At 70.4% G+C, this 12258-nt stretch carries 13 protein-coding genes and 1 pseudogene; 2 read left to right on the top strand and 12 right to left on the bottom strand.

Annotation, left to right across the window (positions count from 1 at the left end; all coding sequences use genetic code 11):
- The first annotated feature begins 115 nt into the window (after positions 1-115).
- Both BLT23_RS03430 and BLT23_RS03425 read left to right on the top strand, forming a co-directional pair.
- Positions 116-1156 (top strand): fatty acid desaturase family protein, encoded by a 1041-nt coding sequence (locus tag BLT23_RS03430; RefSeq protein WP_090045456.1) that lies wholly within the window; start codon positions 116-118, stop codon positions 1154-1156.
- 244 nt (positions 1157-1400) lie between these two features.
- A pseudogene (locus tag BLT23_RS03425) lies at positions 1401-2572 on the top strand (AI-2E family transporter).
- 198 nt (positions 2573-2770) lie between these two features.
- On the opposite strand, the gene BLT23_RS03420 reads toward BLT23_RS03425, so the two are convergent.
- The 12 genes from BLT23_RS03420 to BLT23_RS03375 all read right to left on the bottom strand — a co-directional run bounded on the left by BLT23_RS03420 (position 2771) and on the right by BLT23_RS03375 (position 12252).
- Positions 2771-3349 carry a GNAT family N-acetyltransferase gene (locus BLT23_RS03420; RefSeq protein WP_090045454.1) on the bottom strand — a complete coding sequence of 193 codons (579 nt, stop codon included), beginning with the start codon at positions 3347-3349 and terminating at the stop codon, positions 2771-2773.
- Positions 3346-3492, bottom strand: a complete 147-nt coding sequence (locus BLT23_RS42225; RefSeq protein ID WP_218133612.1) for an RGCVC family protein — start codon at positions 3490-3492, stop codon at positions 3346-3348. Before BLT23_RS42225 ends, BLT23_RS03420 begins: the two co-directional genes overlap by 4 nt.
- Positions 3493-3854: 362 nt before the next feature.
- Positions 3855-4493: a transglutaminase-like domain-containing protein gene (locus BLT23_RS03415; RefSeq protein WP_218133611.1), complete on the bottom strand. Its 639-nt coding sequence runs from the start codon at positions 4491-4493 to the stop codon at positions 3855-3857.
- 227 nt (positions 4494-4720) lie between these two features.
- Positions 4721-4876, bottom strand: coding sequence for a DUF6307 family protein (locus BLT23_RS40510; RefSeq protein ID WP_176946566.1), 156 nt, complete (start codon positions 4874-4876; stop codon positions 4721-4723).
- Complete coding sequence (locus tag BLT23_RS03410; RefSeq protein WP_176946565.1) at positions 4873-5409, bottom strand: DUF5994 family protein; 537 nt, start codon at positions 5407-5409, stop codon at positions 4873-4875. Before BLT23_RS03410 ends, BLT23_RS40510 begins: the two co-directional genes overlap by 4 nt.
- 186 nt (positions 5410-5595) lie before the next feature.
- A complete protein-coding gene (locus tag BLT23_RS03405) occupies positions 5596-6063 on the bottom strand; it encodes a DUF6292 family protein (protein ID WP_090045451.1) in 468 nt (155 codons plus the stop codon).
- Between the two features lie 570 nt (positions 6064-6633).
- Positions 6634-7782, bottom strand: coding sequence for an ABC transporter permease (locus tag BLT23_RS03400; protein ID WP_090045449.1), 1149 nt, complete (start codon positions 7780-7782; stop codon positions 6634-6636).
- Entirely contained in the window at positions 7779-8984 is a 1206-nt protein-coding gene (locus BLT23_RS03395) for an ABC transporter permease (RefSeq protein WP_090045447.1), read from the bottom strand. Before BLT23_RS03395 ends, BLT23_RS03400 begins: the two co-directional genes overlap by 4 nt.
- An 11-nt stretch (positions 8985-8995) precedes the next feature.
- A complete protein-coding gene (locus BLT23_RS03390; protein ID WP_090045444.1) occupies positions 8996-9934 on the bottom strand; it encodes an ABC transporter ATP-binding protein in 939 nt (312 codons plus the stop codon).
- Positions 9935-9947: 13 nt separating this feature from the next.
- Positions 9948-10976 (bottom strand): right-handed parallel beta-helix repeat-containing protein, encoded by a 1029-nt coding sequence (locus BLT23_RS03385; protein ID WP_090045442.1) that lies wholly within the window; start codon positions 10974-10976, stop codon positions 9948-9950.
- On the bottom strand, positions 10967-11482 hold the full coding sequence (locus tag BLT23_RS03380; protein WP_245743516.1) for a holo-ACP synthase: 516 nt from the start codon (positions 11480-11482) through the stop codon (positions 10967-10969). Before BLT23_RS03380 ends, BLT23_RS03385 begins: the two co-directional genes overlap by 10 nt.
- Positions 11479-12252, bottom strand: coding sequence for an alpha/beta fold hydrolase (locus tag BLT23_RS03375; RefSeq protein ID WP_090045439.1), 774 nt, complete (start codon positions 12250-12252; stop codon positions 11479-11481). Before BLT23_RS03375 ends, BLT23_RS03380 begins: the two co-directional genes overlap by 4 nt.
- Positions 12253-12258 lie beyond the last annotated feature (6 nt).

Here is a 12258-nt window from a genome sequence, read left to right as displayed (position 1 = left end):
CGAACGGTTCGAGGCCGACTCACCGCCGACATCGTGCTCTGCCCGGCGTTGTCACGGACTCGGCCACGGCCTCCCCAGCGGCTCCCGCAGCCGCCCGCCTTGTTGGAGCTGGTGCATGACCGCCACACGAGACAGTTCGACCGACCCGACGGCCGCTCCCCGCGGCAGTGACTTCGCCCAGCTCACCAGAGAGCTCAAGGCAGCCGGTCTGCTCGACCGCCGGCACGGCTACTACCTGGTGCGGATGAGCTTGAACGCACTGATGCTCGGCGCGATCGCGGTGACGTTCGTGGCACTCGGTGACTCCTGGTGGCAGCTCGTCACCGCGGCCGTCCTCGCCGTGGCTTCGACACAGCTCGCGTTCATCGGGCACGACGCCGGGCACCGCCAGATCTTCCGCAGCCACCGTCACAACGACGTCGTCGGCAGGCTGCACGGCAGCCTCACGGGCATCAGCTACCAGTGGTGGGTCGCCAAGCACAACCGGCACCACGCGAATCCCAACCACGAGGACCACGATCCCGACATCGAGATCCACGCGCTCGCGTTCAGCCGCGCACAGGCAGCGGACAAGCGCGGTGTGTACGCCTGGATCACCAAGCACCAGGCGTACCTGTTCTTCCCGCTGCTCACGGCAGAAGCGGTCGTGCTGCGCATCTCCGGCCTCGTCGCGCTGGCACGCAGGGAACTGCGCGCTCCGTGGCGGGAGATGGCCCTGCAGGTCGTTCCGCTGGTGGCCTACCTCGCCGCGGTGTTCGTCGTCCTGTCGCCGGTGAAGGCGATCGTGTTCGTCGTCGTGCACCAAAGCCTGATGGGCGTCTACCTGGGCTGTTCGTTCGCCCCGAACCACAAGGGAATGCCAATCATCGGCGACGGCGAGCGGCTGGACCACCTCCACAAGCAGGTGCTCACCTCGCGCAACGTCACCGGGGGCCGGTGGGTGGACGCGTTGCTCGGTGGCCTCAACCACCAGGTCGAGCACCACCTCTACCCGCACATGCCGCGTCCCAACCTGCGCCGCGCGCAGCCCGTCGTCGAGGACTTCTGCCTGCGGCACGGCATCCCCTACAGCAAGACCACTCTGAGGCACTCATACGGCGAGGTCCTGCGTCACCTGCACGACGCGGGAGCACCTTTGCGCACTTCCGCGAGGTAACCGCGGAGGACTGACCGGCCTTCTCCCGGTTCGGCACCGCCACGGGCGGGAACCTCCGCGACGTGGCGCTGACGCAGCACCGCACCGATGGCCACGAAGCCGGCGTCGGACACCGACATCGAGTTTCTCGACTGGAGCAGCAGTGGCCGCATCACCTCCGCACCGGACCGACGTACAGGCCAGGAGACGGAGTTCTTCGCGGGCCGCGCCACCGGCGACCGGTGCCGGAGAGGAACGGGCCGCGGTGCCTTCCGTGCTGCGGATCGTCGCCGAGGTCAGCTGGCGTTTTCTACTCGTGGTGGCCGCGCTCTACGTTGTGGGCGTCGTAGTGGGGCGGCTGACCGCCGTCGGTGCCGCTCGCGATCGCGTTGCTGCTCGCCGCCCTCCTCGCTCCCGCGGTGGGGTTCCTGATGGCGCGGAGAGTTCCACGGGGGCTCGCCGCGGCGCTGGTGCTGGTGGCCGGGTTGGCGGCGCTGGGCGGCATGGTGACGTTCGTCGTGATGACGTTCGTCAACGGTCTTCCCGACCTGACGGCACAGCTGGCCCGCAGCGTGGACGCCGCGTCCGGGTGGCCCGTGAGCGGTCCGCTGGGGCTGAGCGAGGACCAGCTCAGGGAGTTCAGCGACAGGCTCGTGAAGACTCTCCAGGACCACCAGTCCGGCATCACCTCGACGGCCTTCACGACCGCCGCGACGATCGGCGAGGTTCTCACCGAGCTGCTGCTGGTGCTCTTCACCCTCGCGTTCTTCCTCTACGACGGCCCGCGCATGTGGCACTTCCTCATCCGCGTCGTACCCGGCACGTCGCGCAGGCGGGTCGACGTGGCTGGCAGGCGCGGTCTCGCGGCATTGGTCAGTTACGTCCGCGCGACGGGCGCGGTCGCCGTGGTCGACGCGCTCGGCATCGGCATCGGCATCGGGCTGGCGGTGCTGCGCGTGCCGCTGGCCGCGCTGGTGTTCATCGGCGCGTTCATCCCGATCTTCGGCGCAGTGGTGGCGGGCGGTGTCGCCGTGCTCATCGCGCTCGTCGCGAACGGCCCCCCTCACCGCGCTCATCGTGCTCGCCGTGGTGATCGCGGTGAACCAGCTGGAGAGCCACGTCCTGCAACCACTGTTGCTCGGACGCGCGGTGAAGCTGCACCCGCTCGCCGTCGTCCTGGCCCTCGCCGCGGGACTGCTCGTCGCGGGACTCGCGGGCGCGTTGCTCGTGGTGCCGTTGCTCGCGGTGCTCAACTCGGTCACCCGTTCACTGCTCAGCGACGCGGACGAGCACGTGCTGCCCTCGGACGTGCGCACCAGCGAACCGGAGGAATCCGGTCCGGACGAACCCCGCCTCGACACGGATCGGGGAGGAACGCCGGCTGAACCCGGACCGGCGATCGTGCCGTGCGATCGTGACCACCGCACGGTCACCTGATGCGAGAAGATGGCCGGACGGACGTGCAACGACGCAACAACCAACGTGACCGTGCTCGGTCGTGCCACCGCCAAGGCGGAGTGACCGTCCACAGCGGAGGTTCCTGCTCCGTCACGAGGTAGCGGGCGGACACGTCCTGGAATCCCGGGGGGTGTGCGGCAGGTCTGCCACTGCCGGCACGACGCGGTGGACTCTCGCTCAGTCGACGCCGGGCGGTCCGGGCGACGTGGGCGCCGCCGCGTCGAGGTCCGCCATCCGCAAGCGGAACACCTGCAGGTCGAGGCCGAAGTACTTCCCGCTCTCGCCGACCCAGTGCATTCCGTTCTTCCGCACGGTGGACGAAGCGCGTGCGTTACCTGGACGGACGACGGCGAACACCTCGTCCATGTCGTGCCCGAACGCCCACCCGGCCAGCACGTGCATCGTCTCGGTGGCGTAGCCATAACCCCACGTGTCGGGCCGGAGCTGCCAGCCGACCTCCAAGTCCTCCTGACCGGGTGGCAGTGGCAGCAGGTGGGCGCCACCGACCAGCAAGCCGTCCGCGTCGCGCACGACGGCCCATCGGCCGGACGGTGCCGGGAGACGGGCGCTTTCGGCGATCCACTGCTGCAGCAGCAACTTCATCGCCCGTACGTCCGGCACCCGATCCATCTCGGGGCTGAGCCAGCGCGTGACCTCGGCACGGCCGTAGACCTCCAGTGCGGCCGGTGCGTCCTCGACGCGCCAGCCTCGCAGCGTCAACCTGCTGGTCGTCAGCTCGTTCGTCACCGCGGTCATTGGCAGATGCAGCCTCGTGCGAGGGCCGACGCGGTGGTCGCCGCGCAGTACCTCGCGCCGAGCCGGTCGTGCTCGTGCCGTGCGTGAGGACACACCGCGCAGCTCGCTTGGCTGTCGGAGTCGGTGACTCGTGGTTCTGGCATGCGGGTACTCCGATCGATCTGCGCCGGAATGGTGGGACGGGGCTGTCAGTTCTTGCGCCGGCCCGGAGATCCAAGCACGGGCGGGATGACAGCCGGATCGGTCGACAACGGCCGCCAGCTTCCGGCGAAGCAGGGGTTGTGCGTCAGTCTTTCGCCGCGTGACGAGGGAAAGGATCCCGTCGGGGGGAAACCGGTGAAGAAAGACGTAGTGGTGCAGAGCTGATCCGAGTTCATCTCGGCGCTCCCGCCTCCAGCCGAACACGGCCGGGCTTCCTGACGCGCCCAAGGCGGCAGCAGCTCGAACGCTGCTGCACGACGTACCCTCGGTGACCTCAGTCTACTCCTGTCCTGGCGCGTTCCGCTCAGCGCCAGGACGGAGCCAGGTCTTCCTCCGCCTGCACGACCATCGACTCCAGCACCGGGCCCCCGAAGGTGGTGACCATGGCGACGTCGGCGGCGTCCCGGCCCCGGCCGATGACCACGCGTCCCTTGCGTGGCTCGCTGTCGCGCGGGCCGAAGGTCCACCACCGGTCGCCCAGCCAGACCTCCATCCACGCCGCGAAGTCCATCGCCGCGCCGGCGGGAGCCACGTCCAGGTCCGGCAGGTAGCCGAAGACGTACCGGGCGGGGATGTTGAGAGCGCGGCAGAACGAGATCGCCAGGTGCGCGAAGTCGCGGCACACGCCGAGTCCCGCCGCGTCGACGTCGGCGGCGGTGGACAACGCGGTGGAGGTGCCGTAGCCGAACTCCAGGGACTCGTTGACCTGCCGGCAGGTCTCCCGCACCCTGGTGTAGCCGGGTGGCTGGGCGCCGAACCGCGACCACGCCTCGTCACCCAGCACGTCCGACACGCAGTACCGGCTGGGCAACGTGTACAGCAGCACGTCGTCCGGGAGTTCGTCCGGCGGGGTCTCGGGCGCGTTCTCGTCGACGTCCTCCGTCCTGTCCGGCACGTCCACCCACGCGCTGTAGCGCACTGTGGACAGACCGGCCGGCAGCAAGACCCGGGTGTTGTGGTTGCCCTACAGGTCGAGGTGGTGCCGCATCGGGACGTCCGGGTTCACGTCCAGGTGTTCATGGCTCAACCGGAGGTCCGAGTTCCACAGCGGTCGCACGAGGAACACCGCGGACGTCGGTACCTCGGCGCGATACGTGAACGCACAACCGACGCGGAGCAGTCGAGTGCCCCACGTCAGCTGTGCCGCGCCAAAGTCGTCGTGGCGTGAGTTCACCGCACCCGCTCGGGGATGTGGTCGAGCGCGCTCAGCACGCGCACGGCCAGATCTCCCGCGGCTTCGCCACTGAGTTCGGTGCGGTCGGCCAGCACGTCCCGCACGATCTTGAGCCTGCGCTCGTACGCGGATGTGTACTTCGTCGTGGTCATCGAGCTCCTCGCAAAGTCTGTTCGGGTATACAGGTGCTACCGGCCGCCATCGGGTCCACAGTGGACCCGCGTGCACCGGCGATGACGGCGAGCAGGACCTCGACGGTGTCGATGTTCTCGCGCTCAGCGGCGTGCATCATGGCTTCGTGGGCGGCGGTGGGTTCGGTGTCCGGCGGGACGAGGAGCAGTGTCAGGCGGCGCCGGTCTGCCGCGATGACGTCGACGGTGTGCGCGGGCCCGGACCGGAACCCGTTGAGGCGGGCCCTGCCCTCGCCGACGGCGATCTGGCGCGGCGCGGTGTCCCACTCCCCCAGGCTGTAGCTCACCCGGGAGATGTCGCCCAGCCGAACTGCCAGCACCGCGAGCAGCGCCGGCAGTTCGGCGGCGAGGTCCCGGGAACGTGGCCACCAGGCACCGTCGACATACCCCGCGGTGAGCGCCTTCGGCCGCAACCGCAATCGCAGCGAGTGCCGAGGCTGCTCGTCGGCCGTGACGGCCGGAGAGGAGTTGGAATGGTGAGGAGCCGACGTCATGCCGGGACTCCCGTCTCCGGCCCGAAACGGACCGGTTCAGGTTCGCCGAGTGCGACGCGAGCTTGACTGCCCACATGCGAGATGCTCTCGACCAGAATGACACTACACCATCTTCCGCCTGATTATCCGCATCAGGGAGTTTTTTCGATGATCCGCCATTTGCTGCGATCTCGAAAATGTGCGGCATCAGGACGTGTAGTGGTCCATGCACTCGGCGAGGTCCGACCATCCCATCGACGGAGGACGAACCACCGGCGACGGCTGCGCCTCGCACCGCGCCAGCGACTCGGCCACGAAGCTCACCACCCGTTCCGGCGCCTGCACGACATCCCCGGACAGCCGGCCGAGCGCGATCAGGGGCTCGCCCGGTTCGGTCTCGATCGACACAGCCCACCCCTGCGTGGCGCTCCACACGAGCATGACGTCCCGGCCGGGGAAAGCCGCCGCGCGGTCACCGAGAGCGATGTACGCGGTCGCGGTGTCGGTGACCTCGAAGCTGACACCCTCGACCGGCACACCGAGCACCCCGGCCACCTGCCGCACGTACCGGTCGAGGGCGGAGGTCAGCAGGTGCGTGCCCTCCGAGGTCTTCTCCGGCGCTGCCCGCCGACCGAGTGCACTCCGATCATCGGAGGGAGAGGTGGTCGTGGTCACGCGGACTCCGTCTTCTTCGGATCGCTGCGGAGCCACGGCGGGCGGGCTCACAGACCGCGGAGGTGACGAAGCGACAGGAACGAGCCGATCAACGACTTCGGACCCCCACTGTAGCGGAACCGCGGATTCCGGTTGATCTCCATAGCCCCCGCCGGCATCGTCCACCCACTCCTCAGGCCACCGCACCGACGACACCGTTGTCCGGATGACGTCGGTGAGCGGACGGCCCAGCGCCCCGAAAAGAGCGAAACCGGGCTCTGATCAGCCCTGCCCGAGCGCAGCGACGAAACGGCCGTGATGTTCCACGACGTTCCGCCAAAGACGGAAACCGAACCCCGCCACTGATCTTCGTCCCGAGACGGAAATAACCAGATTCCCTTGTAGCGATTCAGGTTTCGGCTGCTTTCATGTCGTCACACCTGCCAAAGCGCGTGTCGGTCAGGACCCGCACCGCGACGAACGTCGTGAATGCCTCGTCGTGGTGGATTCAGGTGTGGTCACCGAATCCCGCACGACGAGGCATTCACGTTCCCGGCGAGGTCGACTCGCGCGAGTCGCAGTCGCGATCGCTCAGACCGCCACCAGCGCTCGCCGCTGGAACACCACCAGCGCGACGCCGAGCACCACCACCGCCATGCCCGCCAGCACTCCCGCCTCGACCAGGACCGACCCCAGCCCCGTGGACGGACGGGACAGCGTGAGGAGCGCGTCCATCGCCCACGAGTGCGGGAACAGGTAGCCGATCGTGCTCAGCGTCTCCCCGGCCACCTCGCGCGGCCACAGGCAGCCGCCGAGCATGCCCAGCACGATGCCGACGGGAGGTCCGATGGCGGGGGCCTGCTGCGGGGAGCGGACCAAGGCGCCCACCAGCATCGCGGCGCCGGTGGCGATCAGGCAGAACAGGGCGACGACCACCCCGACGCCCAGCGGGTCGCCCCAGCGCACGTCGAACAGCACCCGGCTCGCCACGATGATCAGCAGGGACTGCGCCAGCGCCACGGCGAACCGGCTCAGCGCCTCGCCCAGCAGCACCTGGCCGCGCCGCACCGGTGCGGCCAGGGAGCGGCGGACCATGCCGATGCGGCGGCTTTCGACCAGTGCCGCGGCGACGGCCATCGAGTTGACGAACGTGAACAGCAGCAGGTTCGCGGGGGCGGTGTAGGCGAAGCCGGTCGGCCTGCTGGGCTCGTCGCCGCCGGAGGAGGCGACGGTGACGGCCACCGACTCCTCTTTCGCTTTGCTCACATAGCTGTCGGCCTGCTGCGGTGACGCGCCTGCCGCCCGTGCCGCGCGGGTCGCCTCCAGGACCGCCGCGACCCTGCCGACGGCCACGTCGACGGCGCTGCGGGCGGCCATGCCGCTGCCGCTGGTCTGGGTCATGACCAGTTCGAGGCTGGTGTCGCCCGGCGTGACGATCAGCCCCGCGGCCAGGTCGCCCTGGCGGACGTCGTCGCGGACCTCCTCCGCGGACTGCGCGCGGCGGACGTCCAAAGCCTTGTCGGACTCCAGCTCGGCGACGACGGCCGCGGACACCGGGTCGGAGGTGTCGGCGACGACGGCCACCGGCAGCTTCGCGTCGGCCGCGTCGCCGCCCAGGGCCATGCCGACGAACACGATCGTCACGAACGGCATGACGACGATGAAGAACATGCCGACCTTGTCGCGCAGCTGGCGCTTCAGGTTGGCGAGCACCAGCGCGGTGACGGGACGGGGCCTCATGCGAACCTGCCCTTGCGGAAGCCGAGCAACGCCAACGTGCCCGCGACGACGCCGATGCCGGTGACCACGGCGATCGGCACGAGCACGGCGGACGGGCCCGCACCGGTGCCCGCCAGTTCCGACAGGCCCGCCGACACCCACCCGTTGGGCGTGATCAGCGAGACGCTGCGCAGCCACTCCGGCAGGTTGTAGACGGGCACGATGCTGCCGCCCAGGAACGCGAACACGAACGCGACGCCGAGCGTGTAGCCGTCGGCCTGCGCGTCGGTCTTGGCGCGGCTGGCCACCAGCATCACGATCGCGGTCGCCGCGAACACGTGCGCCAGCAGCAGCAAGAACACGCCGAGCGGGTCGCCCCAGCTCGCGCCGAAGATCAGCACGGACGACAGCCAGGTCGCGCACATGCTCACCAGCGCCAGCCCGAACCCGACCGCGCTCTTGCCCATCAGCGCCGTCCACAGCGGCAGCGGCGCGGCGCGCATCCGGTCGAGCGTGCCGTTCTGCCGCTCCACGAGCAGGCTGCGGGCTGTGGTGCCGACGACGAAGAACGCGAACATCACCGCCATGCCCGCGCCGTAGTGGACGGCCAGGTCGACCTTGCCGCCCGAGACCGGGTCGCCGACCAGTGACAGCGCCGGTCCGGCCGCACCGTTCTCCTCGACGAACAGCTGCACCCGGTCCGCGGGCACGCCCGCCTCCAGCGAGGCGCGCACGGCCAGGGTTCTGGCCTCGACCAGTGCCGAGATCCGGTCGACCATGCTGCGCGCCACCACACCCGCCAGTGGCGACTCCGGCGACTCCAGGACGGACACCTGCCCGCCGCGGCCCGCGCCGACGCTCTCGCTGAACCCGGCGGGGAACACGAGGGCCGCGCCGGACTCGCCGCCGTCGACCGCGCCGCGCGCCGCGGCCTCGTCCGGGTACTGGCGGAAGGTCAGCACGCCCTTGAGCTCGTCGGTGTTGAGCGCTTCGCGCTGCACGCTGGCCGGGAACTCGCCGCCGTCGAGGTCGACCACGCCGATGGTCGCCTTGAACGGCGGGTCGTCGTCACCGCCCAGCGCCAGCCCGAACATGGTCGCGAGCAGGATCGGCGCGACGAGCGCGATCAGCGGCGCGGTGCCGTCCCGCAGCCGCGACCGCAGCTCGTGGCCGCCCACGACCAGCAGGGCGCTCAGAGTGCTCTTCCCCAAGGTCTTCGCCATCCCCTAGCTCGTCAGTCCCGCAGGGTGCTACCGGTGAGGTGGAGGAACGCCGCCTCCAGGTCGGGCTCGACGACCTCGACACCGGTCACCGCGCCCGTGTCGCCGACGGCGGACAGCAGCGCGGGCAGCAGGTGCCGCCCACCGGCGACGAGCAGCCGGATCGACGACGACCCGGTGACCACCGCCTCGGACACGCCTTCCACGGTGCGCAGCTTCTCGGCCGCCGCGGTGACGTCGCCGTCCAGCGTCAGCTCGACGCGGTCCGTGCCGCCCAGCTCGGCGACCAGCTCGCGCTTGCTCCCGTCGGCGACCACGCGGCCCTGGTCGATGATGCCGACGCGCGTGCACACCCGCTCCACCTCCTCCATGTAGTGGGAGGTGTAGAGCAGGCTCATGCCCTCGCCGACCAGCGCCTCGACGCGGTCCAGGATCGCGACGCGGCTCTGCGGGTCCACGCCGACCGTCGGCTCGTCGAGGATGAGCAGCCGGGGCCGGTGCAGCAGGGCCACGGCGATGTTGGTGCGCCGTTTCATGCCGCCGGAGTAGGTGCCCACCTTGTCGTCGCCGCGGCCGGACAGGCCGACCAGGTCGAGCACCTCGCCGATGCGCGAGGCCAGCTCGCGCCGCGGCAGGCCGTGCAGCCTGCCGAAGTAGCGCAGGTTCTCCCTGGCGGTCAGCTCCGGGTACAGCGCGATCTCCTGCGGCACGTACCCGATGAGCCGCTTGGCCGCCACCGGGTCCTCGTCGACGTCGATGCCGCCGACCCGCACCGAACCCTCGTCCGGGCGCAGCAGGCCGACGAGCATGGAGATGGTCGTGGTCTTGCCGGCCCCGTTGGGGCCGAGCAACCCGTACGCCTCCCCCTCGTCGATGTGGAAGCCGACCCGGTCCACCACGGTCTTGTCGCCGTAGCGCTTGACCAGGCGCTCGCACACCAGCGCAGGCGTCATGTCGTCCTCTCGATCAATATTCGCACCCGTCGATCCGCTCCGGCTGGGAGGCGCCCACCGCGTTGTTGCGGAAGCGCTGGTTGCCGGGGTCGGTGCCGAGCTGCACGTCGAACGGGCTGTTGCCGGTGATGGTGTTCCACTCGAAGGAGTTGTCGACCGAGTCGGAACCGCCCCAGTCCGCCGACGAGGCCAGCACCAGCGCGGCGCCCATGACCGACGGACCGGTGGGTTCGTTGCCGTGCACCCGGTTCCCGACGACGGCGACGCGCTGGACGCCGATGGCGGCGATGCCGACGCCGGACATCGGCGGTCCGGCGAAGCCCAGCACACCGGGCTCGTCGCCGCCGGACGCCAGGGTGTTGGCGGTGATGTCGTTGTCCGCGACGAGCACGTCGGTGACGCCGCCGGGCAGCTCACCTTCGTAGGTCTGGTGCAGCAGAAGCACTCCCGCCGCGTTGCCGTGGCAGCGGTTGCGCACCACCCGCGCGCGGCTGGAGTTGTCGATGAACACGCCGAACGCGTTGGCGGTGCTCTCGCTGTCGGCGATCAGCGCGTCGGCGGCCGAGCAGAACGCGAGCGCGATGCCGCCGTACTGGCTGCCTTCCGCGCGGCAGCGCAGGACTTCCACCACGGAGGACTCGCGCACGTACAGGCCCCACACCGCGTTGCCGACCGACTCGACGTCGACGAGCCGCAGATCGGTGGCGGTGTGCGCGTAGACGCCCGCACCGGAGAAACCCCGCACGGTCAAGCCTTCGACGGTCACACCGGACACGTCGTGGACGGTGATGCCGCTGATCACGTCGGCGGGCGCGTCGTGCAGCGCCGGCACCGCGCTGGGCGCGACGGGGCCGGGCACGATCACCGTGCGGCCGGCGCCCGCGCCGACGAGCGCGACGTCCGGGCGGCCGATCACCAGGTTGCCCTCGTACGTCCCTTCGGCGAGGCGCAGCACCGCGCCCGGCGCGCAGGCGTCGAGCGCTTCCTGGACGGAATCCCCTGGTTGAACGCGGACTTCGGTCGTGACCTCGGTCACGGACATCGCAGCGCTCCTCTCGGCATGGTGATCAGTATGGCAAGGGCGACGATCAGGTCACCGCGGAAACCCCAGCGGGCCAGGCCCACGACGGCCACGTCGTCACCGGGGTCCGCGGAACGTTCGGCGAGCCGCGCCAGTGCGGCCGAACCGCTGGCGCCGAAAACCGTGTAGGCACAACGCTCGGTCATGGCGACCCGGGTGGCCGCCTCGACCTCGGGCACGGCGGCGTCCAGCAGCGGTTCCGCCCACTCCGCGCCGTGCGGCGACGCCTCGCCGCACGCTTCGAAGTCGTGCCAGGAGAACCCGGGCGGCCTGCCGCCGACGGCCTTCACGAGGCACTCCTTCACCGCGACCGTGGCCGCGGTGGCGAGGCCGGGGTCGGCGTGCAGGTCCCGCTCACCGGGCGAGGTGACGTGCCGGGTGTAGGCGGGCCCGCTGTAGGACATGGCGCGGGTGACCCTGGCGACGTCGACCAGGTCCACCCCGAACAGCAGGGGCGGCGCGGTCACCCGGTGACCCTGTCGAGGAACCGCAGCAGCTCGGCGGTGTAGACCTCGCCTCGCTCGATCATCGGGATGTGCCCGCAGTCCTCGACGGTGACGAACTCGGTGTTCTGGTGCTGCGGCACCAGTTCCAGCCACGGCTCGATGGGCGTCATGCGGTCGTGGCGGCCCCAGACGTACAGCGACGGGCACGTGACCTTGTCCATCGCGGGGGCGACCTGGAAGGTCCTGGTGGCACGGATGCTGCGGGCCATCGCGACCATCGCGGAGCCCTGGCGCAGCAGCTGCGCGGTCGACTCCACCTGCTCGTCGGTGAACAGCGGCTCACCGTGGAAGAGGGCGGCCAGCATGCGGTCGCGGAACTGCTCGCCCTGCAACCGCACGTCGCCGCGCCGGTCCATGTTCAGGCCCACGTCGGGATCGGCGCTCAGGCCGGGGGCGCCGCTGACCGCGATCGCCCTCACCCGGTCGGGGAAGCGGCCCGCGAGGTCGATGGCGACCAGACCTCCCAGGGAGTTCGCGCAGACCACGACCTCCTCCGCACCGGCCGCGTCCACGGCCTCCATCAGAGCGTCGCCGAGGCGTTCGATGGAACCCGCGATCTTCGCGTCCACCCCGCAGATGGGCTCCTCGGTGCGCAGCACCGGCCACCCGGCGTCGGCGAGGGCGGCGAACGGGTGGTCCCAGATCCAGCCGCCCGCGAACAGGGCGGACATGAAGGCCACCAGCGGTCGCCCGCCCGCCGCGGGCCGGTGGTCGGCGGTGAAGACCGTCATCGGGCA

The organism is Lentzea fradiae (genome assembly GCF_900100955.1).
In the GTDB taxonomy this organism is placed as follows: domain Bacteria; phylum Actinomycetota; class Actinomycetes; order Mycobacteriales; family Pseudonocardiaceae; genus Lentzea; species Lentzea fradiae.
This window is presented reverse-complemented; position numbering and strand designations above follow the sequence as displayed.

Coding starts and splice junctions, on each gene's coding strand:
- BLT23_RS03430 (WP_090045456.1), top strand. CDS start 116: ATGACCGCCACACGAGACAGTTCGACCGACCCGACGGCCGCTCCCCGC.
- BLT23_RS03420 (WP_090045454.1), bottom strand. CDS start 3,349: ATGACCGCGGTGACGAACGAGCTGACGACCAGCAGGTTGACGCTGCGA.
- BLT23_RS03410 (WP_176946565.1), bottom strand. CDS start 5,409: ATGACGTCGGCTCCTCACCATTCCAACTCCTCTCCGGCCGTCACGGCC.
- BLT23_RS03385 (WP_090045442.1), bottom strand. CDS start 10,976: ATGTCCGTGACCGAGGTCACGACCGAAGTCCGCGTTCAACCAGGGGAT.
- BLT23_RS03395 (WP_090045447.1), bottom strand. CDS start 8,984: ATGGCGAAGACCTTGGGGAAGAGCACTCTGAGCGCCCTGCTGGTCGTG.
- BLT23_RS03400 (WP_090045449.1), bottom strand. CDS start 7,782: ATGAGGCCCCGTCCCGTCACCGCGCTGGTGCTCGCCAACCTGAAGCGC.
- BLT23_RS42225 (WP_218133612.1), bottom strand. CDS start 3,492: ATGCCAGAACCACGAGTCACCGACTCCGACAGCCAAGCGAGCTGCGCG.
- BLT23_RS03390 (WP_090045444.1), bottom strand. CDS start 9,934: ATGACGCCTGCGCTGGTGTGCGAGCGCCTGGTCAAGCGCTACGGCGAC.
- BLT23_RS03375 (WP_090045439.1), bottom strand. CDS start 12,252: ATGACGGTCTTCACCGCCGACCACCGGCCCGCGGCGGGCGGGCGACCG.
- BLT23_RS40510 (WP_176946566.1), bottom strand. CDS start 4,876: ATGACCACGACGAAGTACACATCCGCGTACGAGCGCAGGCTCAAGATC.